Genomic DNA, 23,624 nt, shown 5'->3' on the forward strand with positions numbered 1-23,624 from the left:
ACATACTGCCTCTCGTGCTCATCTTGGCAATCATCGTCTTCGGAATGGTCATCGGTGCCCTGGCTCAGCTCATCATCGGTGGCAAGAACATGTGGAGCATCGACTGGGGTCTGGCGATCGTCGCCGGCGTCGTCGGCTCCTTCATCGGCGGGTTGCTGATCAGTCTGATCACCGGTCACGGCATCGAGATCCACCCCAGCGGCATCATCGGTTCGCTCCTCGGCGCGCTGATCGTGACCGGCGGTTGGATCTGGTTCAAGAAGCGGTCCGCGGTCTAGGTTCCGGTAGCAGATGTCGTCGATCGTTGCGCTCGACGCCACGTTTCGCGACATCTGACGACCGGCCGGAAACCCCGCCTGACCAGGCGATTGGTTCCGAACGGCAGTCGTCGGCTAGGCTTTATCTCGCTCCGCTTGAGCAGGGAGCAACGGGCTGTGGCGCAGTTTGGTAGCGCACTTGACTGGGGGTCAAGTGGTCGCAGGTTCAAATCCTGTCAGCCCGACAGAGCAGGCCCCGTCCGCAGTGCGGACGGGGCCTTCGTCTTGTCACGGACTCTGGTCGACGCGATCGAAATACTCGACGATGCAGAACTCATGGCCTTCGGGATCGCGCATCACCATGACAACCCCCTCGTCGTAGTCGTTCCGGGTTCCCGTCCAGGAGCCGCCCAGACTCTTCACCTCGCGGCGGCCTGCCTCGATGTCCTCGACCTCGATGTCGAGGTGAATGCGGACCTTTCCATTCTTGGGTTCAGGGACTCGCTGGAAGGTCAATCGCGGTCGGTCGCCGTGCCGAGATCCGACGGTCGCCCAGCCGCTGTCGTCACTGTGCTCTTCGGTGATCGCGGTGCCGAGCATCGCGCTCCAGAAGGCTGCCAGGCGCGCCGGATCCGCACAGTCGATCGTGATGCCGATCAGTGTGTTGGCCATGGGTACACCTTCCTGCACGAACAGGCCGTCCGCTGAGGAGGTTCGGGGTCGGCGGGGTATACGCAGAATCGTGGTCAGCACCGGTCGAGTGCACCGAACCGGGCGAGCAACAGGTCGGCCGTGCTGCAGTCCTGCAGAAATCGGGGGCGATCGGGGTCCTCGGCGACCTCGCGCAGCATCGCGTCGCCGTCCGGGACCTGTTCGACGGAGAGGATCGCCGACCACGTCGTCCCATCGGTGGCGGTGAACGCGTCGACGCCATCACGCAGGGCCCGGGCCAGGATGTTCCGGTCGTGTCGGTCGAGCCGATCGTGGACCATGGCGATCATCTCGGACGCAACCGAGGCGTGTGCGCGCTCGTCTCGGCGGTGCAACGCGATGGTGGCCTGGTGCACCGGTTGGATCGTCCGGTCGTCGGCGATCAAGGTCAGGTAGTCCGCGATGGAGGTCTCCGCGACGGTCGCGTACGCGAGGGTCGTCAAGGCCGCGGCACGGGCCGACTCGGCCCGCGAGAGCGCCTCCCGATGCCGCCGCACGGTCGACGTCTCCGGCAAGGCTGCGTCCGGCAGCGCCCAGCCGCGTCGACGCCGGGTCAGCGCGGACGCGTTCAGGTGCATCAGCGTGTGGTACTCCTCGTCGACCATCGACTGCACCACCGCCGCCCGGCCCGCGTCGGAGAAGCCGGTGCCGAACGCGTCCCGGAAGAGCAGTCCGAAACCAGGTGTCACCACGTCCTGTTCGATGTCGACGACATTCTTGTTGTAGGCGATCCACGCCCACGCCAGGATGCGGGACCGTACACCCTCGTCGAGCCGCTCCCAGACCGGATGCCCGGCGAAGGGGAGCAGCACCTCTGGGTAGTCGACGCAGTTGTCGTCGTAGAGGTCGTCCATCGTGGGCGCGTCGAGTTCGGGTTCGGTGCGCCGCACCGTCGCCCGCCGCGGCCAGCTGCGGACCAGCCCGCGGATGACCGCCGTCTCCACCGGATCGGAGGCGTCGTGCTCGGGCACGTGGCCGCTCACGACGGCAGTCCTTCGAAGATCCGCGCACACACTCGCGCGTACCCGTCTGCGCGGTCGCCCAGCGGGACACCGGCCCGCGCGAGGAGCGCCGTGAAGTCGTCGGCGTCGCCCTCGGACGCGGCCGACACCCGGGATACGGCCCGCGCCAACGCCTCCCGCGCGGCGGGCGCACACGGGTTGGATTCCTGCACGTCTCGATACACCTCCGGTGTCCCGCCGGTGATCCGCGCCAGCAACGCCGACATCGTCGTGAACGGCGGGGTGGCCAGCGCCGTCGCCTCGTCGGCGCCGACTCCGAGGTCGGCGAGCGCGCATCCGAACGACAGGATCGTCGCATGGGTGAGGGCCTGCACCGCCGCGCACAACCGGTCGTGCCGGTCCGCGGTCGTGACCTCCACCCGCGCGCCCCACCGTGCGAGGTCCTCGAGCAGACGGTCTGCGCCCGCGCCGCGCCGATGGACGACCACCGCGACCGTGCGCCCGGGCAGGCCGAGGGACGGCGCGAACATGGGATTGATCCCGACGATCGACCCGCCCCGGTCGCGATCGGCGGCGTCGAGACGGGCTACGGCCGACGAGAACCGCGTCTTGACCGACAGCGTCTCCACCAACAGCGCGGTCGGGCGCAGCAGTGGCCCCACCTCCGCGACCGCGGCGAGCGCCACATCCTCCGGGACCGCGAAAACCACGACGTCCGCCTCGCGCAATTGCGCTATCGCCTCCGGACCGGGAGACCGGATGTCATCGCCGGAGCAGGCATCGAGCACGTGCACGGTGTTCCCGTCACCGCGCCACCGGTCGGCGAGCATCGTCCCGACCGCCCCGGCGCCGCCGGCGACGACCACCGACCGTGCACCTGGGACGGGTGGTGCGGTCACGGGTCGCTCTCTTCGGCGACAGACAGGCAGCGGCGCATCGTCAGCGCCTTGACCATCGTCTCCTCGAACTCCTCGTCCGGATCCGACAGCGCGACGATCGCGCCGCCCACCCCGAACGTCACCTCGGAACCGGTCGCGACCATGGTGCGGATCACGATCGACAGGTCGGCGGTTCCGGTCAGCGAGAAGTAGCCGATCGCGCCCGAGTACACCCCTCTCGGACCGGCTTCGAGTTTGTCGATGATCTCCATCGTGCGGATCTTCGGCGCCCCGGTCATCGATCCGCCGGGGAACGCCGCCCGCACACAGTCGACCGCTGACAGCCCCTCGCGCAGCGTCCCACGCACCGTCGACACCATCTGGTGCACGGGCGCGTACGTCTCGATATCGAACAGGGAGGGCACGTGCACCGATCCCGGCACGCAGACCCGCGACAGGTCGTTGCGGACGAGGTCGACGATCATCAGGTTCTCCGACCGGTCCTTCTCGCTGGCTCGCAGGTCGCACCGAAACCCCTGGTCCTCGACGGGGTCCGCCGACCGCGGCCGGGTGCCCTTGATCGGTTTCGATTCCACCGTCCGGTCCGCACCCACCTTCAGGAATCGTTCCGGGGACGCGCTGAGCACCGACAGTCCCGAGAACTGGAGCAACGCGTTGTAGGGCATCGGGCTGATCTCGCGCAGACACGAGTACCCGGACACGGGATCGAGACTGCGGTGCACTGTGGCCGTGTTCGTCAGGCACACCTCGTAGGACTCCCCGGAGCGGATCTCCGCCAGGCATTGTTCGACGAGCCTCAAGTACGTCGGGTGGTTGTGCCGGAACACGATCGGCACCTCTTCCGCCGCCGGGACCAGTGGGGGAGCCGTCACTGGTGGCTCGGGGAGCGTGTCCTGCATCGCACCGATGGTCGACGCCGTCTCGTGTAACCACCGCGCGGTATCGGGGTCGGCGGTGTCGGGGTCCGGGCCGTCCACCGATTCGAGTGCCAGCGCGTACGCACATCCCCGCTCGTGGTCGATCACGACGGCCCGGTCCGCGAACACGAGCGCCGCATCGGCCTGCTCGGACGCGTGTGCCAGCTGCCCGCCGGTGTCCGCCTTGAGTTCGTAGCCGAGATAGCCGACGTAGCCGAGGCAGAACCCGAACGGTGGATCCGTGCGCGGCGCCACCGACCGCTCCCGTAGTTGTGCGCCGAGATAGTCGAAGAAGGTGCTGCGGATCTTCTCCACCGTCCCGTCCGAATGTTCTACTCGCACGGTCATTTCCGGGACGCTGTAGGTCACGTATTCGGCGCGCGGACCCGAGCAGTCACCCATCACGGAGAACCGGCCGTCTGCTTCGTCGGCCGCCGACCCGTCCAGCCAGTAGCTGTTCGGTCCACCGGCGAACAGCCGCTCGTACACCGCCCCGGGGTCCACGACCCGGTCCACCTTCACCGACCGGATCCGGTAACGGTCTCTCGGCTTCGTTGCCGGCGCCTCGGTCTCCGCTGCCGTCGGGGGAGTCCTTGCCGCCCGGGTCGGCCGGGGCGCCCGCACCGGCGTCGCTGCCGCGAAGTTCGCCAGGAGTTCCCGGCCGTACTCGGAGCAGATCGACTCCGGGTGAAACTGCACCCCCCACAACGGCAGTTCCCGATGACGTACCGCCATCAGGACACCGTCGTCCGACCACGCCTGGACTTCCAACGCGTCGGGGACATCCACGACCGCCAAGGAGTGGTACCTCACCGCCCGGAACGGGGACGGCAGTCCCGCGAACAGGCCTCTGCCGTCGTGGTGCACCGCGCTGATCCGTCCGTGTCGAGGTTCGGGCGCCGGTACCACCGGGCTGCCGAACACGTGACACAGTCCCTGGTGGCCCAGACACACGCCGAGCACGGGAAGCCCGCTGTCGGTCAGGGCCCGCGCGCTGATCCCGAAGTCGCGCGCGCAGTCCGGCCGGCCCGGGCCGGGGGAGACCACCACGTTGTCGAACGCCGTCAGGTCCACCGACGGCCACGGCATGTCGTTGGCGACGACCGTCGGCTCCCGGCCGTTGACCTCCGTCAACAACGTGTACAGGTTGTACGTGAACGAGTCGTAGTTGTCGATGAGCAGTGTCCGCACGGCGGCCACCTCAGTCCGTGCTCGGGCCGCCGACGTCCGCGGCAATCCGTTCGGTGAGGGCACGATCCGGTCCTGCGTTCTCGGCCGGGACGCCGTTGGTCCGCAGTTCCTCGGTCACCACGATCAGGTCCTCCACCCGGCAGGTCTCCGAGATGAGCAGGTCGTAGAGGTCGTGCAGGAACTGCGGGGAGAGGTCGTGATCGAGGGCGTACCGGTGGGCATGCTCGTGCACCGCTCCGACACGGCGCGGCTGCATCACCGGAATGGTGTATCGCTGCTTGAGGTGCGCGATGCGGGTGCACACCTCTATCCGGGCGCGCACGTCCTCGAGCAGTCGGTCGTCGATACCGTCCAACTCCGCACGGAGGTCCGCGAGCTCGCGTTCGCCGACGTCGCTCCCACCCAGCATCTGTCCCTTGTCGCCCATCGATTTGTTCACGCCACGACCACCTTGCGCTGTCCGAAGGGAAGTGCGGCCCGCCAACTTGAACCGCCGAGATGCGACGCCGACCTCGACTGGTCCTGCGCCCGGTTCGGTCTCGCGAACCGCGTCCCCCGACTCGGTCCATAGTCGCACCGACCGCGTGCACTGTGAGGGAGTTGGCGTCACCGCCCGGTCACGATTCACCAACGAACGCGACGTCACTGTCGTCCGATCAGATGGGGGGTGGTTCGATCGCGTCGGTCTGGCTGTGTCCGCGCGGCGCACGAACTCGTGTCGGGTCAGTGGGACGGCCGGACAGGGCGTTCAAGCGGGCAGCGGCACCCCGACGTCGGCGCCGCCCTCTTCGGTGATCCGAGCTCCCATTCGGGTGAAGGTGGGGGTGGTGATGAACCCGCCGGCGAAGAGGGCCTCGCCCTGGCGGAACTCGGGTGACTCCGCCAGCAAGTGTTCGCCGACGAACCCGAACGTGTCGGCGAGTTCGGCCAGATCGCGCGGGGCGTTCATCCGCATCAGGCACAGGTTGTCGCACTGGGACAACACGTTGGGGTGGATCTTCGTCGGCCGTTGCGTGGACAGGAGAAGCCAGAGACCGAACTTGCGGCCTTCGGCTGCGATCTGCACGACGCGATCGATCAGGGCCTGCTCCACGGCGCTGGTGGCGACGGGCGGGCAGATGTTGTGGGCCTCGTCGATGACGATGAGGACGGGGCGACGCTCTTCGCGGCGAGCCCACAGGTGTTCGAGCACGCTGAGGGCGGCCACCTTGGGTTCCGCCGAGTGGGCGAATCCGCCCAGGTCGAGCACGGTTGCCTGGGGGCGCTCGTCGACGATGTCGGTGGCCGCGACCTCGCCCCGCGCCCACAGGTCCCAGTCGAGGACCTGGAGATTCTCGATCCGCTTGGCCAGCCGCTGGTGGCCGGGGTCGTCGGAGGCGCGCAGCGCGGTGATGTAGGTGCTCTGGTCCGGCGTGCCGGTGAGAGTGGCGTCGGCGTGGAGCAGGACGTTGTACTCGTCGGCGTCGGCGATCGGGTCCAGCTGCAGGACCGCGGCCTTCGCGGCGAGCGGCAGGTCGGTGAACCGCGTCCGCAGCTGGGGGAGGTCGCGCCGCGTCGAATGCAGCACCCGGATGTCGGATGCGGCGATGGTCTCGGCGGCTTCGGGGTCGGAGCTGTCCCTCGTCTCCGGCAAGCGGGTGAAGTCGGCATTCGGGTCGAGGATGAGCAGCGGGAGTCGGGTGCTCAGGAGCAACTGCTCCAGCACCACACCGAGCGCGTAGGTCTTGCCCGAACCGCTCTGGCCGCACCAGAAGGTGTGACGGTTGAACTTCAGGGCGGAGAGAACGACTTCGGACGTCGCGTCGTCGCGATGGCTTCCCACTGTCAGCTGAACCACGCCTGAACGATACGGCGTCGGAGGCCTCGGCACCGACTCGCACGGTCGCGTGGCGCGGTGTCGGAGAATCGCCGCCTGCCGCGAGCGCTACTTGTAGCCAGCGCTGCGATGTTCAGGTGGCGATCCCGGCCTTCACTTGCGGGCGTGCCGCAGGTAGCCGTACAGGGCGGCACGATGGCCGCGGGTGTAGCTGGGTTCCTCGTCGTCGGGGTCAGGCGGACAGTCGAGGGTCGACGATGCGAGCTGACGTGCCCACGGTGCCGGCAGTGCGCACAGCGCGGCTTCCGCGTCGTCGAACCCCTTCTGGAAGAGATCGGGATCGAGATGCTCGTCGAGGTCGGCGTCGTAGATCGGGAACGACGTGGGAAGCCGGGTGACTACTCCGTATTCGGTGACGATGTCGAGGTCGGGGAGCTCGTTCTCGTGATTTGTCAACGGACCGTGCGCCTTTCGGCGAGGGTGCGGTAGAGCGTTGCACGGCTGACCCCCAGCGCCTGGGCGATCCTCGGCACGGATTCGCCTGCGGCACGCATCTGTTCGGCACGCAGCACCTGCTCGTCGTCGAGGACACGGGGGCGTCCGACCGTCGATGCAGGCTGCCGGTGTGTCGTCGTGGTCCGCGGCCTCGACGAGCTGAGCCCGGGGGAGGGGTCGTCGAGTTCGGCCAGGGACGCCAGGAGTCCGACGACCATCGCGCCGGCGGGATCGTCGGTGTCGATGCCCTCGCGCAACGAGCGGAGGCCGATGCTGCGTTTCGCGAGTTCACGCGTGATGGCCATGACCTCGCGGATGTTGCGTCCGAGACGGTCGATGCCCACGACCACGGTGGTGTCACCAGCCCGCGCGTAGTCCAGCAGTGCGTTCATGCCCGGTCGACGGTCCGCGGACCGAACCCGGTCGGCGACGTCGGTATAGATCCGTGCCGGATCAACCCCTGCTTCTGTCAATGCATCGATCTGCGGACCGAGGGCGTGTGCTCCCGGGGTCTCGCGCGCGTATCCGAGGGACATCCCCGGCGCGCCGCCTCTCGCTTCTGCCGTCACGACGAGGACTCTATCTCAAAAGTCTCGATACAGATTTGAGACGCGCGCGGGAGATTCGAGATTGATCGTCTGGAACGCTCGGCCAAGTCTGAGTTTTCGCGACAAAGTGTCGCAAAATACTGTCTCGTAAGTTTCGAGACGAGATCGGTGCCGAACGTGATCGCGGTCGTGTGCCGGGGGGAGTGCGTCGACGATCTTCGGCGCAGCACGTCGACGACCGGATTTCGATCAGGCTGCGCGCAATCGTGTCCCGCTGATCCCGGCAGACCTAGGGTGCAGCAGTCCCATTCACGTCCCTCGTTCTGTGAAAGAAGTCGCACTCGTGTCTGAAGAAGCCGCCCGTCCGCTCCATTTCGCCGCGTTCGTCATGAACACGACCAGCCACATCGTCCAGGGCACGTGGCGTCGCCCGTCGTCGCGGTCGGCCGACTTCAACGATCTCGATCACTGGGTGAACCTCGCGAAGACGCTCGAGCGCGGGAAGTTCGACGCCATCTTCTTCGCCGACGTCGTCGGTCTCTATGCGCCGTACCGCGGTGACGAACGGAAGTACTTCGAAGCCGGTCTGCAGGTCCCGAGCAACGACCCGAGTGTGTTGGCCAGTGCGATCGCCTACGCTACAGAGCATCTCGGAATCGCCTTCACCGCGAGCATCCTGCAGGAGCATCCGTTCAATTTCGCCCGCCGGATCTCGACCCTCGATCACGCGACGAAGGGCCGCATCGCGTGGAACATCGTCACGAACTACCTGCCGAATGCCAGCCGCAACTTCGGACTCGAAGGTCTCACGGCGCACGACGCTCGTTATGCGTGGGCCGACGAGTACGTGGACGTCGCCTACAAGCTGTGGGAGGGCAGCTGGGAGGACGACGCGCTACTCCAGGACCGTGAGCGCGGTGTCCACGCCGATTACGACAAGGTCCACCGCATCAACTATGTGGGGGAGCGGTACCGGGTCGAGGGGCCGCACCTCGTGTCACCCAGCCCCAGCGCACCCCATTTCTCTTCCAGCCCGGCGCGTCCGAGGCGGGCCGCGGGTTCGCGGCGAGCAATGCCGAGGCGGTGTTCCTCGCCAGTGCGAATCGCCAAGGCGCACTAAGAGACACGACCGACATCCGGCAGCGGGCGGTGGCGGTCGGCCGCCGCGCGGAGGACCTGAAGTTCTTTCAGGGGCTGTACGTCGTGCCGACCTCGACAGAGGCCGAAGCGGCACGCGTCGCCGCGGAACTCGACGAGTGGATCGACCACGACAGACATCTCGCGCACATGTCGGGGTCCATCGGCATCGACTTCGGTCACGACGACCTCGATACCCCGGTCGGTGAGATCCAGACGATCAGTGCCTGTAGGTAGAGCTGAAGGAACGGGCCGTCGTTCGCCACCGGAGCGGTTGACGCCGGGTCCGTGAAGGCCACGACGTCGTCGGCGCCGTCGACGGCGGTGAGCTCATCGCCTGAACGCCTCGGCGCGCTCCCATCGAAGCGAGGCCGCGCCGTTCGGAACCGCGCCGGCGGCACAGCCGTCGAGGGCCGGAACGCGCATGGTGCTGGTGGTGCGCGTGGGACCAACCGTCACTATCGGGCCAACTGAGTCGCGAGCCCGGTGTGGTTGATGTCCGGTTCGCTCTGTTCCGGTATATCTCTGGCAGTGCTTTGGTCGGGAAGCCGAAGAATCCCTCGTGCGCATTTCCTGTACAGAGAAAGGCTGTCTCATGACTGCTCGGAGACGGAGCAAACGCCGCAAGAAGATCGCCACCGGTTCGGCGTCGGTGATGGCAGCGGCGGCCATGACGGCCGGCGTCGCCTTCGGCGGTGCGCAGGCGACGGTCAATCCGGTGGTGTCGTTCCCACCCAACCCTCCGGTGGTGTCGTTCCCGTCAAATCCTCCGGTCGTGTCCTTTCCTCACCCGTCCGAGATCACCTTCGCCTATGAGAGCCGCGTCCTCACGGCGATGCTGCGAGCGCTCAACGAGGTCGGCGTCACGATCGATGACCGGGGCATCCAGATCGTTTCGCAGGGAGTCCTCGGCGGCACCGTGCTCAACCACCCGGACGCGCAGGGTGACGGGGCGTCATTCGCATTCCTCCCGGGCTCTGTCGCCGGAGCCTCGTCTTCGAGCGCCGGTGACGTCGCCTTCGCCCTCGCCGTCCTGGGGTTGGGCGTCGCGACGGCGTCTGCCGACGACACCGGGTCGGTCACCTGCTTCGGCGCCCTCGCGATAGCGACCTCGTCCTCGGCTGGTGCGTGCACAAACGTTCTGGGCGCATTCGACTTTCGTTACGACCGGCTGAAGAAGGAGATCCAGTTCGGCCTGACGAATCCCGGGACGCTCCTCACCGGCGACCGGTCGCCGGAGGACATCCTCGACGACGTGGTGCTCGGGGGAGGCAGCGCGACAGCGTTGACGAAGGACTTCGTTCGGGTCACCCTCGGTCAGTCGGCCGGAACCCACCGGATCGCGGTCACCTCGAGCTATGGGTTCGCACCCGTCACCGTCGGCGGCAGCGCTTCGAATGTCGCCGACCCGGTGTATGGGCCGGGAGCGATCACACTGGACTGGCTGGGAAGCACGATCGTTCTCTTCCCCGTCGTGACCGTGGGCGGTGACACATACGTCAACTACCTCAGTGTGCCGCAGATCCGATTGGGTGTGCCGACCGATCGCGCCGACCTCACCCCGACGATTCGAACCGGAAGCTTCACCCTGCCATGGGGTGTCACACTTCCGGCGACGACCCTGACGCTCGGACCCCACGTCGTCCCGCCCGTCACGGGTACACCCACGGACCCCGGTTCCGGCGGTGGTTCGGGGAACGATCAAGGCACCACGACGAAGCCGGGTGCCGACCCGGGAATCATCGAGGACACCCAGCCCATCGATCCCGGCCCCGCCCCCAGCGGCGAGCACGGCGGATCGCCCTCGGGTCCCGGCGGAGAACAGTCCGACGACACGACTCCCGGTGCTGACCCGATCGGGGATGTGCCGGCGGTGTCGGACTCCTCGACCACGGAGAAGGAGCCGGCGCCGGATTCCGCCGGTTCGGACCTGAAGACGGTCGTGGACGACGGATCGTCCACCGGCGAGACGAAGGTGACGACTGCCGACGGGTCGCGACCGGCGTCCGGAGCGGGAGCAGCAACGGAGACTGTCGCCGAAGAGGGTGGCGATCGGCGGACGGCGGAATAGGTACGGGTGTCGGAGTGTTCTTGCGGCCATGAGTGTCAACGCAGAATTGAGTCCTGAAGGCTGGGTCCGCGAGCAGACCGAGAAGATCCTGGAGCAGGGCACCACCGAGGGTGTGCTGGTCCAGGATCGTCCGATCGTGCTGTTCACCACCACCGGCGCGAAGTCCGGCAAGAAGCGCTACGTGCCGCTCATGCGCGTGGAGGAGAACGGCAAGTACGCGATGGTCGCCTCCAAAGGCGGTGCACCGGAGCATCCGGCCTGGTACTTCAACGTCAAGGCCAATCCGCAGGTCACCGTGCAGGACGGTTCCGAGATCAAGGAACTGACCGCGCGTGAGATCAGCGGCGACGAGCGCGCTCACTGGTGGGAGCTCGCCGTCGCGGCTTTCCCTCCCTACGGGGAGTACCAGACCAAGACCGACCGTGAGATCCCGGTCTTCATCCTGGAGTGATCCATCTGCAGCCCGCAGGCATCAGAGCCCTCGACTTCGGTCGGGGGCTCTGATGTTGTGGCCACCGAGTGGCGCCCGATGTCCACCAGCGGGTCATCTGCGGCCGTGCTTCGTCATCAAGCGCGGCTGTTGACCGTGTGTTCCTGCTGCCCGTGGGGATGATCCCCGTGTGCGGGATAAGCGTGGATCAGCGCACTGGCGAGCTTCGGAACGGCATGGGTCAGTTCGTGTTCGGCGTCGTGCGCGATGGTGTGCGCCTCGGTGAGCAGTAGGTTCGGATCGACGTCCAGTTCGGCGTCGGCATGGAGGCGATGTCCGATCCAGCGCATGCGAATGCTGCGGACGGCCAGTACCCCCGGACGCTCGGCGAGGGTCTTCTCGGCGGTCTCGACGAGGTCGGGATCCACGCCGTCGAGCAGACGGCGGAAGACGTCGCGCACCGCGGTGCGCAGAACCGCGAGGATGGCGACGGTGATCAGCAGCCCGACGATCGGATCGGCGAGCGGAATCCCGACAGCCACGCCGCCCGCGCTGAGCAGCACCGCGAGGGACGTGAAACCGTCTGTGCGCGCGTGGAGTCCGTCGGCGACGAGGGCGGCCGAACCGATGCGTCTGCCGACTCGAATGCGGTACAGCGCCACCCACTCGTTGCCGATGAAGCCGACGAGACCGGCCAGCGCCACCCACCCGACGTGTTCGATGGGTCGGGGATCGAGGAGCCGTCCCACGGCCTCGTATCCGGCGATGAACGCGGACAGGGCGATCATCGCGACGACGAACAGTCCGGCCAGGTCCTCGACGCGTCCGAACCCGTAGGTGTAGCGCCGCGTGGCCGACCGGGTGCCCAGGGCGAAAGCGATCCAGAGCGGTACCGCGGTGAGGGCGTCGGAGAAGTTGTGAATCGTGTCGGCGGCCAGCGCGATCGAGCCCGATGCGGCGACGATCCCGGCCTGTGCGACAGCGGTGACGCCGAGGACCAGCAGGCTGATCTTCACTGCGCGGATGCCTGCCTTCGAGGACTCCAGTGCGGAGTCGACGATGTCGGCCGCGTCGTGGGAATGCGGCGCGAAGATCTCGGCGACGATTCCCCGGAAGCCGTGCCGGTGCGTATGGCCGTGGTGATGCGGATGGCGGTGCGCGTGACCGTCAGGGTGGTTGTGCCGATGGGGGGGCGCGAGGCAGATGCGTCATCGCTCACGCCTCCCGGGCCGGTCCCGGATCGACGGCGCGAAGTGCGGGATCGCCGCGATGGTGTGGGGGTACACCCGGGCCGGCGTGTTCGGCGTTGAACACCGCATCGGTGACGAGACGCTGAACGTGCTCGTTCTCGAGACTGTAGAAGATCGTGGTCCCGGCGCGGCGGGTGCGGACGAGCCGCGCCATCCGGAGCTTGGCGAGATGCTGCGACACGGAGGGCCCGGGCTTGCCGACCGCGTCCGCGAGTTCACTGACCGACATCTCGGTGTCGGACAGTGCCCACAGCAGTTGGATGCGGGTCGGGTCGGCAAGCATCCGGAAGACCTCGACCACCAGCCGCACCTGATCCTCCGCGATGGGAGAGCGCGCGACCGGTGAATGCTTATCTGCATTCATATGCAGATAGTAGCGCTCTGGCCGGTCAGGCGAAACGGATGTTCATGGTCGCGAGACCGAACACCTTCCGGCCACCCGATTTCGCGACGATGATGACGACACCGGACCTGGTCTCGGGGTCCAGCGACTTGATGCGTCCGCTGAATTCGATCTCGCCGCCGTCGGACGCCGAGACGGGAACCGTCTGGGAGAGCCGCACCGAGTAGCGGGTGACCGCGCCGGGATCGCCGGACCACGAGGCGACGAAGGCCGCGCCGAGACCCATTGTGAGCATCCCGTGGGCGATGACGTCGGGCAGACCCGCGAGCTTGGCGACCGACTCGTCCCAGTGGATGGGGTTGGCGTCGCCGGCGACACCGCCGTAGTTGACCAGGTCGCCGCGGGAGATGCGGACGGTGTGCATCGGCAGTTCGTCGCCCACCGAGAGCTCGTCGAAGGAGCGCGCGCCGGACGGACGGGTCGCGCCGTCGGCGACGCGGATCTCACCCTCGGGCCGGACGGTCTTCTCGTACAGGTGGTGGGTGTCCTCGTGGCTGAAGATGTTGACGTCGTGCATCATCACCTTGCGCACCGCGGGGCCGAGAGTCGGATCGACCTCGTCGGCGGTGACCCCGACAACCGTGGTGTGCATCGTGTGCACCTTCTCGCCGGCGGCGTCGGTCATGGTGTTGGTCACGGTGATCAGCTCGCGGCCGGCGACCTTGCGCACGCTCGACAGTTCGACGTCGGTGACGAGCTCGTCCCCGGCCACGATCGGCCGGTGCTGCTCGAAGACCTGCTCGGTCTGCACGTAGGTGTCGTAGCCGACGATCACGGACTCGAACAGCTCCCGGTTCGCGGCCATCGCCGGGATGGAGGTGAATGTCAGCGGTGCGACGAGTCCCGAGTATCCAAGGCCGGCAGCGGCTTCCGGCTCCCAGTGGGCAGGGTGGTAGTCCTGGACCGCGCGGGCGTATTCGCGGACCTTCTCGCGCCCCACCTCGTAGGAGCCGTCGAGGACGTAGTAGTGGCCGACGCGCGTCTCGAGGTCGGGCGCCTCACCGGCTGCCGTCGGTTCCGTGATGGGGGGTTGGGTCATTTCGACAACGCTAATCGCGCGGGTTCCGCAGGCAAAACCGTGGCATCCTCCGGTCCCGCGCTCGACGACACCGCGTGGACGTCAGCGTCGCAGCCCCTTGCCGTGCGCGAACTCCGCCGGGCGTCCCGAGGACTGCCATCGGTGCCAATTCTCCCGGTGGCGACACATCACCTTCTCGTGCAGTCGGCGGAACGTCGGGGAGACCCGGCGCAGTGTCTCGACGAGCGTCACGGCGGGCAGTCGCAACAGGAGGCCGAGCGTGCAGTAGACCTCGTCGACGAACCGCTCGGCCACCGGGTCGGTGCGGAACATGTCCTCGGCGAAGGTGCGCAGGCGCTCGGGCTCGGGGTAGAGGTCCTTACCCGTCGCTCGCCGGACAAGGGCGCGTGCGCGCTGCAGTCGGCGGCTGGACATCGCGGCGTCGTAGGTGACACCGCTCGGGAAGGCGGGAGCGTCGTCGGTCGAGCGACCCGACAGCACTGCGGACACGGAAACCCCCAAAATACTGAGACGAATTCCCTCATGTGTATCACTCGTCGTGTCGAGTGTGCACGTCGCCTCCTTGACCTCGAGTCCACTTGAAGTTGCATCGTGGGTGGAAGTGACCGCCCTCACCGAGGAGAACCCGATGCGACAGGTGCTACCCGACCTCTGGGAGACCGCCACCGACAATCCATTCCCCGGCCTCACCACGCATGCCTACCTGTGGACGTCGCACCGCAACGCGTTGTTCTACTCGGTGGCGTCCGACGCCGAGTTCGACGACGTGGAGAAGTTGGGTGGCGTCGACGACCAGTACCTGTCCCATCACGATGAGGCCGGACCGATGCTCGGCCGCATCGAAGACCGGTTCGGGGCGACGCTGCACGCTCCCGCCCCCGAGGTCGGCCGGATCGGCCGGTATGCGCGCGTGGACATAGCGCTCGCCGAAAGGTACGTCGACGACAACGGTGTCGAGGTGATCCCGACACCCGGACACACACCAGGCAGCACGTGCTACCTCGTGCCGGGTGCCATCGGCCTCCGGTACCTGTTCACCGGGGACACCCTGTACCTGAGCGAATCCGGCGAGTGGACGGCCGGATACCTGCCGAGTTTCAGCAACGCACACACTCTTGCGGAGAGCCTGCGTCTGCTGGCGACCCTGACCCCCGACGTGGTGATCTCGAGTGCGTACGCCGGGGATTCAGCGGTGAATCACGTTGTCGCCCAGGAATGGCCGAATCACATCGATCAAGCTCTCACCGGACTCTCGGCCGCGCAGCGGTAGGGCGGTCAGTCGAACAGCCGCCGGAAGACGTTGGTCTCCGCCAGATCGACCAGTTCGTCCCCACGACCGGACAGCACGGTGCGCAGGGCGTAAAGGGTGAAGCCCTTGGCCTGGGCGGCGGTGATGGTCGGTGGGATCGACAGTTCCTGGCGGGCCGTCGTCACGTCGAGCAGCGCCGGGCCGTCGTGGGCGAGGAATTCGTCGACGGCGCCGGCGAGGTCGTCGGCCTGCTCGATCTTGCGTCCGCGGATGCCGACGGATTCGGCGAGCTTCGCGAAGTCGGGGTTCTCCAGATCCGTGCCGTAGTTGACGAATCCGGCTGCCTTCATCTCCACCTCGACGAAGTTCAGCGACGAGTTGTTGAAGACGACGATCTTCACCGGCAGTTCGTTCTGGGTGATGGTGAGCAACTCCCCGAGCAGCATCGCCAGCCCGCCGTCGCCGGCCAGTGCGATGACATGTCGCCGAGGGAATGCCGTCTGCGCGCCGATCGCCTGCGAGACCGCATTCGCCATCGACCCGTGGGTGAACGAGCCGATCAGTCGGCGGGATCCGTTCATGGTCAGGTACCGCGCGGCCCACACGACGGGCGAACCGACGTCGGGGATGAAGACGGCGTCCGCGCTTGCCTTTTCGCTGATGAGCCGGGTGAGGTACTGAGGGTGGATCGGGGACCGGTTGCGGTCGTTGTCGGCCAGGTCGTCCAGGCGTCGACGCGCCTTCGTGTAGTGGGCGAGTGAGGTCGTCAGGTGTTCGGGATCGCGGTCGGCCGAGATCAGCGGGAGCAGCGCGCGCACCGTGTCGCCGACATCGCCGACCAGCGGCACGTCGACCGGACAGCGTCGACCGATCTGTTCGCCACGGATGTCGACCTGGATGATGGTCGCCTTGGACGGATAGAACTGCGGATACGGGAAGTCGCTCCCCAGCATGAGGAGGGTGTCGCACTTCTCGATCGCGCGATACCCCGACGAAAAGCCGAGCAGCCCGGTCATGCCCACGTCGTAGGGATTGTCGTATTCGATGAACTCCTTGCCGCGCAACGCATGCACGATCGGTGCCTGCAACGCGCGGGCGAGTCCGACGACCTCGTCATGCGAGCCCTGGACACCGGCGCCCGCGAGGATCGTTACCCGCCGAGCGGCGTTCAGAGTGTCTGCGGTGCGGGTCAACTCCGCGTCGGTGGGACGGACCACCCGCGGTACCTGCCGGATCGGGGCGCCCGCACGACGTTTGGGGCACGGTTTGAGGAACAGTTCACCGGGGATCACCAGAACGGCCACGTCGCGTCGTTCGACCGCCGTGCGCAATGCGACGTCGAGCAGTCGGGGCATCTGCTCGGTGGTGCTGACCATCTCGCAGAAGGCGCTGCACTCGCGGAAGAGCTGTTCGGGATGGGTTTCCTGGAAGTAGCCGCTGCCGATCTCGGGTCCGGGGATGTGGGCCGCGATCGCGAGAACCGGCACGCGGCTGCGGTGAGCGTCGAAGAGCCCGTTGATCAGGTGGAGATTGCCGGGGCCGCAACTGCCCACGCACACGGCGAGTTCGCCGGTGAGTGCGGCTTCGGCGGAGGCTGCGAACGCAGCTGCCTCCTCGTGCCGGACGTGTTGCCAGGTGATGGCCTCGCGGGTGCGGAGAGCGTCGGTGAAGCCGTTCAGCGAATCACCCGGGAGTCCGTATACGCGTTGCACCCCCGCACGTTCGAGCTCTTCGACGATCCTCTCGGCGACTGTTGTCGGCATGGTGATCCGTTCGGTCGAGTCGGTGTGCACCCGACTATAGACGCGACACGGGCGGGACCGGCTTGGTCGGACTCTCGCGCCCGTGGGCGTCCTCGGCGACGGACGGCTGACTTCCGGCGGGTGAAGCAGTGACTTGTGGATGCGTGGCCGGGCTGTGGATGGCGTCGTCGACCACGGCGCTGATTGTCGGGGCCGTTCGTCACCGTGGGTCGTACCACGCCGGGCGGCGTGGGCCTCGCGTTCAGCGAGGTGGTTCGACACATCGGAGTCGCTCATGAAAGTTCTGACCGCCACCGCATCCGGTGCCACCCGGCACGATGACTTCTGCCACGCCGTCGAAGGCGAGATCGTGCTGCCGTCGTGGGTGGTGTGCGATTCCCGGACCTGCGGGTGCGACCGCGCGTTCGGTGGGCTCAACTCCCACCAGGCCACCACGACGATCATGGTCCGCGATCTGGATCTCACCGTCGAGGACCTCACGGCAGCCACTTTTGGATATCTCGAGTCCGCGGGATGGGCGGAACTGCTGAGGGCTGACGCAGACGCCGGCGATTCGACCGATCCGGCCGCGGCATACGCCCTCGAGCTACTGGTGCCGACGCTGGTGCTGGCTGCGCAGCTCGATCCCGGGACCATCATCCGGGTCGCGTACAACCGCAGAGCCGACGCGTGGGAGTACGCCGTGGCGGGCTGAATCGTCCGGCATCCTCACCGGCAGAGGGCGTTCGGTGGTGCGACTTCGATCGAGGTCGCACCACCGAAGCGGCACCGCACGGACTCAGCCCTGGTGATCCGAGGTCACCGCGAGTGCCTTCGCCGCGTCGAAGTCTGCGCGGAGCGCCTCGAGCCGGGCGTCGGCGAACTCGAGCGAATCCGACCCCAGGAGCTGGTGCATCGGTGCGTCGCCCTCGACGGCGACGGTGATGATCGCCGACGCGGCGCGGGCGGGATCGCCGAGCTGGGTGCCGGGCATGGCCTGGTGTGCCTGGGTCATCTCGCGGATGGCGGGGTAGGCGTCGACCGTGGACTCCGGCAGACCCAGCGAGGTGGGCCGCAGGAAGTCGGTCCGCATGTAGCCGGGTTCGATCAGATTGACGGCGATGCCGAAGTCGGCGACCTCGGCGGCCAGCGACTCGGTCAGGCCTTCGAGCGCGAACTTGCCGGCGCAGTACAGGCCCCAGCCGGGGAATGTCGTCAGACCGAGGATCGAGGACACGTTGATGATGTGACCGCTGCGGCGTGCCCGCATCTGGGGCAGGGCCGCCCGCAGGACATTCCAGACCCCGAAGATCTGGACGTCGAACATCTCGCGGGCCTCGGTGTCGGTGACCTCCTCGACCGCGGCGAGGAAGCCGTAGCCGGCGTTGTTGACCACCACGTCGATTCCGCCGAACCGACCCTCGGTCGCCGCGACCGCGGCCTTGACGTCGGCCTCGTCGGCGAGCGACACCTCCAGTGGGAGCAGGCGACTCGTGTCGACATCGGCCAGTGCTTCGGTCAGACGACCTGCAGATCGGGTGGTGGCCGCGACGTTGTCGCCGCGCCGCAACAGCTGGATGACCAGTTCCAGGCCGAGACCGCGCGAAGCGCCGGTGACGAACCAGGTTGCCGGACGATCGGTGGGGTGGTTCATGATTGCCTCCTGTGGGATCCGGCCCGACTCCCGAACCGGTGACACCAGATTCGCGCATCGAAAGGCCCTGCGGGACGCCATAACTGACCGTCCCGCACCCAGGACCGGGCAACCTAGGACTGTAAGACCCAGGTACGGACCGCGTCGGGCGCGCATGATGGTGGTCATGGCCGATCTGAATCGAGAACTCGCGGATTTCCTCCGGCGCGCTCGGGCGGCACGCGATCCGCAGGAGGCCGGACTCGCCGACGATGGGCGGGTTCGCCGCGTCAAGGGCCTGCGACGCGAAGAGGTGGCGCTGCTGGCCGGGGTGTCCACCGACTATTACACGCGGTTGGAACAAGGTCGGCGCATCGTGCCGTCGACACAGGTCATCGAGGCGATCTCGCGTGCCCTCGGGCTCGATGACGTGGGACGCACCCATCTGCACGACCTCGTCTCGGCGGCTCGGACGCCGCGGGTGGTCGCACGTTCGCGGTCGGCGGTGCAGCGGGTGCGACCCGGATTGCGTCAACTCCTGGATTCGCTCCACGCGCATCCCGCGCTGGTTCTGGGCCGTCGGACCGAGGTCCTGGCCGCGAACCGGATGACTCGTGCGTTGTTCGCCGACTTCGAACGCATGCCGGGCCGCGAGCGGAACTACGCGCGCTGGATGCTGCTCTCCGATGATGCGCGCGACCTCTTCGTCGACTGGGAAGCGCAGGCCCGCAACGCCGTCGAGAGTCTGCGACTCGAGGCCGGGCGATCCCCGGAGGACCGCGACGTCATCGAACTGGTCGGGGAGCTGTCGGTGGCCAGTCCGGAGTTCCGGCAGTGGTGGTCGGAGCATCAGGTCCACCAGCGGACCTTCGGGTCCAAGCGGCTCGTGCACCCCGTCGTCGGCGAACTCACTGTCGAGTACGAGACCTTCGTGCTGCCCGGGGACAACGAGCAGGCCCTGTATCTCTACACGACGGAGCCGGGATCGGCGTCCCGCGAGGCGATCTCGATCCTGGCGAGCTGGAGTCAGCCGGTTCGGGAACCTGAGTCCGAATCGTCGGACAGCTGAAGGGAACTCGTGCGGCGGCGTCGGCCGGCATCCCTACCGGTGAGTCCTCTCGACCGGCTGACGCAGGATCGTGCGGAGTTTCGTCGGTGCCACCTTGCGGAAGTCGCTGAAGTAGATCTCATGGTGGTGCCCACTCATGCGCAGGTCATTGGAGGGGATGAACTCCTCGTGCATGCGGTTCAGGACGGGTGCCTCGTCGTCGAAGGAACCGAGGTGCAGGGTCTGCACGCAGAGTCCCTCGTCGAGGGTCGCGGTGCGAAGGTCGTCGAGCCGGGGCGGTGGCTTCTTCGTGCCGACCGTCTCGATCACCGAGGCGATCATGTCGTCGGGCAGCCACGGCGGAACCATGATCATGAGTGTCCAGCTCCACCTGGTCTTGTCGCGCGCCCCGGTGAACACCTCCATGTCCTCGGCCCACCACCGGCCTTCCAGGGGCGGCACCACATAGTCGCGACCGAGTCCGCGGCTGCTGGCGAACTTGAGCTTGTAGGCGACCGGATACAGGGTCTCGATCGCAGCGGCGAAGTCGGAGGAGTCGTTGGGGTCGCCCTGGCCGTCGATCATCAGGTATCGCATGGAGGGGACTTCGAGGATGCGGAACTCGCCGCGTCTGGCCTGATAGCAGTCGAGTGTCTTCTTGAAGTCGACCTTGTCGCTCACAGGGTTCCGCTCCGGTTGTCGGCTAGGAGGTGATGGCTCGCCGTTCATAGGTGCGCAGGGCGAGTCCGTAGGATACCGCGCCGATGCCCAGGCTCCAGGCAATTGCCGCGATCACGCTGCCGGTGGGAACCGTTGCGGCGGTGAGAGCTCCACGGAGGACCTCGATGACCGGGGTGAACGGCTGGTACTCGGCGAATTGCCTGACCCCGACGGGCAGGGACTCGGCGGGAACGAAACCGGTGCTGAGAAACGGCATGATCGTCAGGAACATCGGCGAGTTGCTGGCGGTCTCCACGGTGTCCGCGGCGAGGCCCAGGTAGATCGCCAGCCAGATCAGGGCGACCGAGAACATGACCGTGATACCCAGTGCGCCAAGCCATCCGAGGGGGTCCACGGTGGGGCGGAAGCCGAGGGCGATCGCCACCGCGAGTACGATCGCGATGCTGAACAAGGCCTGGATGAGGCTGGCGAGGACATGCCCGACGAGCACGGAGGATCGTCCGATGTCCATGGTGCGGAACCGGTTGATGATCCCCGATGTCATGTCCATCGCGACCACGATCGCCGATCCCTGCACCGCGGACGCGATTGTGACGAGGATGATGCCGGGGACGACGTAGTCGAGGTACGCGGCGCGGCCGGTGGCTCCGGTGGATGTGGTCATCCCGGCACCGAGCTGGCCGCCGAAGACGAAGACGAACAGCAGCAGGAACACGACCGGCAGGCCGACCAGCATGATGGTCAACGACGGGTACTTGACGAGCCGTCGGAGATTGCGGCGCAGCATGACCCGCGAGTCGGTCACGGTGTAGGTCAACGCGGTCATCACGCGGCTCCCGAGGTGTTGCTGTCGTTCTCGACGGCTTCTGCCGGTGCCGACCCGGTGAGGGCGAAGAACACGTCGTCGAGGGTTGCGGTGTGGACGTGGACGTCGGCCACCTCGACGTCGGCGGCGTCGAGGAGGTTGAGCGTCGTGCGGATGGTGGACACGGTGTCGTCGGTGGCGATGTCGAGCCGACGGGACTCGACGATCGGACGGGCGGAGGGGAGTAGCCGCCGGGCGGAGTCGAAGGCGTCGTCGTCGGCGAACGTGAGGCGCACCTCGGAATCGTGCACCCGCTTCTTCAGTTCGGCCGCGGTGCCCTCGGCGACGATGTGACCGTGGTCGAGCACCGCGATGCGGTCGGCGAGCTGGTCGGCCTCCTCGAGGTACTGGGTGGTGAGGAAGATCGTGACCCCGTCGGCGGCGAGGCCGGTGATGATGTCCCACAGCACCCGTCGGCTGCGCGGGTCGAGTCCGGTCGTCGGCTCGTCGAGGAAGATGACGCGCGGTGTGGAGACGAGCGTCATCGCCAGGTCGAGGCGGCGACGCATACCGCCGGAATAGGTCGACACCGCACGGTCCGCAGCGCCCACGAGATCGAACTGCTCGAGCAGATCGTCCGCACGACGTCGACCAGCGGCGCGTCCGAGGTGGCGGAGGTCGGCCATCAGGGTCAGATTCTCGCGGCCGCTGAACAGGTCGTCGATGGCGACATACTGGCCGGTGACGCCGATCATCGAGCGGACTGCGCGGGCCGCTGCCACGGTGTCGTGGCCGTCGATGGTCACGGTGCCGGAATCGGCCGGGAACAGCGTCGAGGCGATGCTCACCGTGGTCGTCTTGCCCGAACCGTTGGGGCCGAGCAGCGCGGTCACCGACCCGGCCGGGACGGTCAGGTCGATACCATCCAGAACCTTTTGCTCGCCATAGCTTTTCGTGAGTCGCGGATGCAGATCTCGGCGCCTGCGGTGCGGCTGGGGGTCATGCGCTCGGCCTTTCTGACGGAGGAGCGGGGATCTCGCCGGCCGCGATCAACACCTCGCGTTCCTTCTGCCACTCGGCGTACAACGCCGGGATCCGATTGGTGAGGAACTCGGTGAACGCCGCGATCTCGCTGAGGACCGCGCGACGCTCCGGAGGTGCGTCGCGAAGGACGTCGAGTCCCTCTCGTGCGAGTGCCCCCAGTTCTTCGTATTCGGCATTGTCCATGCCGAGGCCACGTGCCGAGGTGATGTCGATCGAGATGCGGTCCATCCGTTCCCCGGCGGTTCGCGTCCGCATCACCTGGCCCACGGATTCCAGCGTGGCGATGGCATTGGTGATCGCCGAGCGGCTCGCGAGCAGGGCGTCGCTCAGCTCGGCGATCGTCGGGGCAGGCGAATCGCACACCGCCAGATAACCGAGGACGCGTCCGACCATCGGCGGGTAACTGTAGCGACGCGCGCAGAATCGCGCCATGTGATCGGCGAAAGTCAGTTGCGCGTCGAGTGCCATGCGTCACAGTATGCGCGCATGCTGAGATAACACAAATGTGTGTCATCTGGTCGGATTGTTCTGAGGAATCGGTCTGGGTCGAGACTTCATTTCGACGTTGCGACTTCGATCGAGGTCGCAACGTCGAGATGAGGTCTGGGAGTGGAAGGACCGATTCCCGCGTAACCCATTGCTGCACAACCCCTTAGTCATCCGTCTGTGGATGAGTATCTGTTCTTGTCGGTGGGGTGTTCTACCTTGGTTGGTAACAGATTCAGCCATCCAGGTTGGGCTGTAGACGTTGTGGGGGCAGCGTGTCAGGTGAGTGGACCGATCTACCGGCCGAGTTTCTCGCCGGGGTCGATCCTGCCCACCCCGAGTTATCCGACACCGCAACCCATATGGAACGGATACGGTCGGTCCGCCACGGCGAGGCCTACCTGGCCTGGTCTCGTTACCAGTCGATCGCCATCGTCTACGACCAGCTCGTCGTCAACGGCACTGGTGGGTTTTTCATCGACCGTTACACCGAGATGGTGACCCGGGTGTGCCGCGAAGACGCCATCACGCGCTACCAGGCTGATCGGTGGGTCGGCGAAGCACTCGCGCTGCGCGAGCGGCTGCCGAAGGTGTTGACCACCCTGCGCGACGGCATCCTCTCACGCCAGTTGATCCAGACCGTCGTCTCCCGCACCGACCTGATCTCCGACGACACGATCATGGCCGACCTCGACACCGAGATCGAACGCATCCTGCGCAGCCGCAAGGGCGCGTGGACCACGGTGCGACTGCGCGACATGGTTGATCGCCTGGTCTTCCGTCACGACCCCGACGCGGTCCGGGAACGCC

The 23,624-nt window shown here is 67.0% G+C and carries 24 protein-coding genes, 1 tRNA gene and 2 pseudogenes; 9 read left to right on the forward strand and 18 right to left on the reverse strand.

Annotated elements, in window-relative coordinates:
* Positions 1-14 precede the first annotated feature (14 nt).
* Positions 15-278, forward strand: a complete 264-nt coding sequence (locus GOAMI_RS05650) for a GlsB/YeaQ/YmgE family stress response membrane protein (RefSeq protein WP_006435444.1) — start codon at positions 15-17, stop codon at positions 276-278.
* A 150-nt stretch (positions 279-428) separates the two neighbouring features.
* Positions 429-502, forward strand: a tRNA-Pro gene (locus GOAMI_RS05655).
* 43 nt (positions 503-545) lie between these two features.
* Here GOAMI_RS05655 and GOAMI_RS05660 read toward each other — a convergent pair.
* The 8 genes from GOAMI_RS05660 to GOAMI_RS05695 form a co-directional block, all read right to left on the reverse strand.
* The gene (locus GOAMI_RS05660; protein ID WP_006435445.1) at positions 546-929 is read right to left on the reverse strand and encodes a VOC family protein; all 384 of its coding nucleotides are present in this window, start codon (positions 927-929) and stop codon (positions 546-548) included.
* A 74-nt stretch (positions 930-1,003) separates the two neighbouring features.
* Positions 1,004-1,951 (reverse strand): diiron oxygenase, encoded by a 948-nt coding sequence (locus GOAMI_RS05665; RefSeq protein WP_006435446.1) that lies wholly within the window; start codon positions 1,949-1,951, stop codon positions 1,004-1,006.
* Positions 1,948-2,829, reverse strand: a complete 882-nt coding sequence (locus GOAMI_RS05670; protein ID WP_006435447.1) for a prephenate dehydrogenase/arogenate dehydrogenase family protein — start codon at positions 2,827-2,829, stop codon at positions 1,948-1,950. The genes GOAMI_RS05665 and GOAMI_RS05670 overlap by 4 nt, the downstream gene beginning before the upstream one ends.
* Positions 2,826-4,946 (reverse strand): aminodeoxychorismate synthase component I, encoded by a 2,121-nt coding sequence (pabB, locus tag GOAMI_RS05675; protein WP_006435448.1) that lies wholly within the window; start codon positions 4,944-4,946, stop codon positions 2,826-2,828. The genes GOAMI_RS05670 and pabB overlap by 4 nt, the downstream gene beginning before the upstream one ends.
* A 1-nt stretch (position 4,947) precedes the next feature.
* A complete protein-coding gene (locus GOAMI_RS05680; protein WP_006435449.1) occupies positions 4,948-5,376 on the reverse strand; it encodes a chorismate mutase family protein in 429 nt (142 codons plus the stop codon).
* Between the two features lie 309 nt (positions 5,377-5,685).
* On the reverse strand, positions 5,686-6,774 hold the full coding sequence (locus GOAMI_RS05685; RefSeq protein ID WP_006435450.1) for an ATP-binding protein: 1,089 nt from the start codon (positions 6,772-6,774) through the stop codon (positions 5,686-5,688).
* Between the two features lie 132 nt (positions 6,775-6,906).
* Complete coding sequence (locus GOAMI_RS05690) at positions 6,907-7,209, reverse strand: hypothetical protein (protein ID WP_006435451.1); 303 nt, start codon at positions 7,207-7,209, stop codon at positions 6,907-6,909.
* Positions 7,206-7,784 carry a recombinase family protein gene (locus GOAMI_RS05695; protein ID WP_006435452.1) on the reverse strand — a complete coding sequence of 193 codons (579 nt, stop codon included), beginning with the start codon at positions 7,782-7,784 and terminating at the stop codon, positions 7,206-7,208. The genes GOAMI_RS05690 and GOAMI_RS05695 overlap by 4 nt, the downstream gene beginning before the upstream one ends.
* Positions 7,785-8,184: 400 nt before the next feature.
* On the opposite strand from GOAMI_RS05695, the pseudogene GOAMI_RS05700 reads away from it, so the two are divergent.
* The 3 genes and pseudogenes from GOAMI_RS05700 to GOAMI_RS05710 all read left to right on the forward strand — a co-directional run.
* A pseudogene (locus tag GOAMI_RS05700) lies at positions 8,185-9,152 on the forward strand (NtaA/DmoA family FMN-dependent monooxygenase); the annotation flags it as partial.
* 376 nt (positions 9,153-9,528) lie between these two features.
* Positions 9,529-11,004 carry a hypothetical protein gene (locus GOAMI_RS05705; protein ID WP_006435458.1) on the forward strand — a complete coding sequence of 492 codons (1,476 nt, stop codon included), beginning with the start codon at positions 9,529-9,531 and terminating at the stop codon, positions 11,002-11,004.
* A 28-nt stretch (positions 11,005-11,032) separates the two neighbouring features.
* Positions 11,033-11,455 (forward strand): nitroreductase family deazaflavin-dependent oxidoreductase, encoded by a 423-nt coding sequence (locus GOAMI_RS05710; RefSeq protein ID WP_006435460.1) that lies wholly within the window; start codon positions 11,033-11,035, stop codon positions 11,453-11,455.
* A 116-nt stretch (positions 11,456-11,571) separates the two neighbouring features.
* Here the strand turns inward: GOAMI_RS05710 and GOAMI_RS05715 are convergent, their stop codons facing one another.
* From GOAMI_RS05715 to GOAMI_RS05730, 4 genes are all read right to left on the reverse strand, one after another.
* Complete coding sequence (locus tag GOAMI_RS05715; RefSeq protein WP_006435462.1) at positions 11,572-12,450, reverse strand: cation diffusion facilitator family transporter; 879 nt, start codon at positions 12,448-12,450, stop codon at positions 11,572-11,574.
* 199 nt (positions 12,451-12,649) lie between these two features.
* Positions 12,650-13,048 (reverse strand): ArsR/SmtB family transcription factor, encoded by a 399-nt coding sequence (locus tag GOAMI_RS05720; RefSeq protein ID WP_006435464.1) that lies wholly within the window; start codon positions 13,046-13,048, stop codon positions 12,650-12,652.
* Between the two features lie 25 nt (positions 13,049-13,073).
* Positions 13,074-14,126 carry a fused (3R)-hydroxyacyl-ACP dehydratase subunits HadA/HadB gene (locus tag GOAMI_RS05725; protein WP_006435465.1) on the reverse strand — a complete coding sequence of 351 codons (1,053 nt, stop codon included), beginning with the start codon at positions 14,124-14,126 and terminating at the stop codon, positions 13,074-13,076.
* An 81-nt stretch (positions 14,127-14,207) separates the two neighbouring features.
* Positions 14,208-14,615, reverse strand: a complete 408-nt coding sequence (locus GOAMI_RS05730) for a DEAD/DEAH box helicase family protein (protein WP_006435466.1) — start codon at positions 14,613-14,615, stop codon at positions 14,208-14,210.
* 139 nt (positions 14,616-14,754) lie between these two features.
* On the opposite strand from GOAMI_RS05730, the gene GOAMI_RS05735 reads away from it, so the two are divergent.
* Complete coding sequence (locus GOAMI_RS05735) at positions 14,755-15,396, forward strand: MBL fold metallo-hydrolase (protein WP_006435467.1); 642 nt, start codon at positions 14,755-14,757, stop codon at positions 15,394-15,396.
* Positions 15,397-15,401: 5 nt separating this feature from the next.
* On the opposite strand, the gene poxB is transcribed toward GOAMI_RS05735, so the two are convergent.
* A complete protein-coding gene (gene poxB, locus GOAMI_RS05740) occupies positions 15,402-17,138 on the reverse strand; it encodes a ubiquinone-dependent pyruvate dehydrogenase (protein WP_006435468.1) in 1,737 nt (578 codons plus the stop codon).
* 274 nt (positions 17,139-17,412) lie between these two features.
* On the opposite strand from poxB, the gene GOAMI_RS05745 reads away from it, so the two are divergent.
* Positions 17,413-17,832 carry a DUF7715 family protein gene (locus GOAMI_RS05745; protein WP_006435469.1) on the forward strand — a complete coding sequence of 140 codons (420 nt, stop codon included), beginning with the start codon at positions 17,413-17,415 and terminating at the stop codon, positions 17,830-17,832.
* Positions 17,833-17,916: 84 nt separating this feature from the next.
* Here the strand turns inward: GOAMI_RS05745 and GOAMI_RS05750 are convergent, their stop codons facing one another.
* The gene (locus GOAMI_RS05750; protein WP_006435470.1) at positions 17,917-18,771 is read right to left on the reverse strand and encodes an SDR family NAD(P)-dependent oxidoreductase; all 855 of its coding nucleotides are present in this window, start codon (positions 18,769-18,771) and stop codon (positions 17,917-17,919) included.
* A gap of 166 nt (positions 18,772-18,937) precedes the next feature.
* On the opposite strand from GOAMI_RS05750, the gene GOAMI_RS05755 reads away from it, so the two are divergent.
* Positions 18,938-19,819 carry a helix-turn-helix domain-containing protein gene (locus GOAMI_RS05755; RefSeq protein WP_006435471.1) on the forward strand — a complete coding sequence of 294 codons (882 nt, stop codon included), beginning with the start codon at positions 18,938-18,940 and terminating at the stop codon, positions 19,817-19,819.
* Between the two features lie 33 nt (positions 19,820-19,852).
* Here GOAMI_RS05755 and GOAMI_RS05760 read toward each other — a convergent pair whose 3' ends face one another.
* The 4 genes and pseudogenes from GOAMI_RS05760 to GOAMI_RS05775 form a co-directional block, all read right to left on the reverse strand.
* The gene (locus GOAMI_RS05760; RefSeq protein WP_006435472.1) at positions 19,853-20,479 is read right to left on the reverse strand and encodes a GyrI-like domain-containing protein; all 627 of its coding nucleotides are present in this window, start codon (positions 20,477-20,479) and stop codon (positions 19,853-19,855) included.
* A 22-nt stretch (positions 20,480-20,501) separates the two neighbouring features.
* Entirely contained in the window at positions 20,502-21,305 is an 804-nt protein-coding gene (locus GOAMI_RS05765; RefSeq protein ID WP_006435473.1) for an ABC transporter permease, read from the reverse strand.
* Positions 21,305-22,287 (reverse strand): annotated as a pseudogene (locus GOAMI_RS05770) (ATP-binding cassette domain-containing protein). Before GOAMI_RS05770 ends, GOAMI_RS05765 begins: the two are co-directional and overlap by 1 nt.
* Complete coding sequence (locus GOAMI_RS05775; protein ID WP_006435475.1) at positions 22,284-22,796, reverse strand: GbsR/MarR family transcriptional regulator; 513 nt, start codon at positions 22,794-22,796, stop codon at positions 22,284-22,286. Before GOAMI_RS05775 ends, GOAMI_RS05770 begins: the two are co-directional and overlap by 4 nt.
* Before the next feature lie 293 nt (positions 22,797-23,089).
* On the opposite strand from GOAMI_RS05775, the gene GOAMI_RS05780 reads away from it, so the two are divergent.
* Positions 23,090-23,624 (forward strand): DUF222 domain-containing protein (locus tag GOAMI_RS05780; RefSeq protein WP_006435476.1); only part of this gene is annotated, 535 nt, incomplete at its 3' end.

The organism is Gordonia amicalis NBRC 100051 = JCM 11271 (assembly GCF_000332995.1).
GTDB classification, from domain to species: domain Bacteria; phylum Actinomycetota; class Actinomycetes; order Mycobacteriales; family Mycobacteriaceae; genus Gordonia; species Gordonia amicalis.

Coding starts and splice junctions, on each gene's coding strand:
- GOAMI_RS05660 (WP_006435445.1), bottom strand. CDS start 929: ATGGCCAACACACTGATCGGCATCACGATCGACTGTGCGGATCCGGCG.
- GOAMI_RS05695 (WP_006435452.1), bottom strand. CDS start 7,784: ATGTCCCTCGGATACGCGCGCGAGACCCCGGGAGCACACGCCCTCGGT.
- GOAMI_RS05705 (WP_006435458.1), top strand. CDS start 9,529: ATGACTGCTCGGAGACGGAGCAAACGCCGCAAGAAGATCGCCACCGGT.
- GOAMI_RS05710 (WP_006435460.1), top strand. CDS start 11,033: ATGAGTGTCAACGCAGAATTGAGTCCTGAAGGCTGGGTCCGCGAGCAG.
- GOAMI_RS05720 (WP_006435464.1), bottom strand. CDS start 13,048: ATGAATGCAGATAAGCATTCACCGGTCGCGCGCTCTCCCATCGCGGAG.
- GOAMI_RS05725 (WP_006435465.1), bottom strand. CDS start 14,126: ATGACCCAACCCCCCATCACGGAACCGACGGCAGCCGGTGAGGCGCCC.
- GOAMI_RS05735 (WP_006435467.1), top strand. CDS start 14,755: ATGCGACAGGTGCTACCCGACCTCTGGGAGACCGCCACCGACAATCCA.
- poxB (WP_006435468.1), bottom strand. CDS start 17,138: ATGCCGACAACAGTCGCCGAGAGGATCGTCGAAGAGCTCGAACGTGCG.
- GOAMI_RS05745 (WP_006435469.1), top strand. CDS start 17,413: ATGAAAGTTCTGACCGCCACCGCATCCGGTGCCACCCGGCACGATGAC.
- GOAMI_RS05750 (WP_006435470.1), bottom strand. CDS start 18,771: ATGAACCACCCCACCGATCGTCCGGCAACCTGGTTCGTCACCGGCGCT.
- GOAMI_RS05755 (WP_006435471.1), top strand. CDS start 18,938: ATGGCCGATCTGAATCGAGAACTCGCGGATTTCCTCCGGCGCGCTCGG.
- GOAMI_RS05765 (WP_006435473.1), bottom strand. CDS start 21,305: ATGACCGCGTTGACCTACACCGTGACCGACTCGCGGGTCATGCTGCGC.
- GOAMI_RS05775 (WP_006435475.1), bottom strand. CDS start 22,796: ATGGCACTCGACGCGCAACTGACTTTCGCCGATCACATGGCGCGATTC.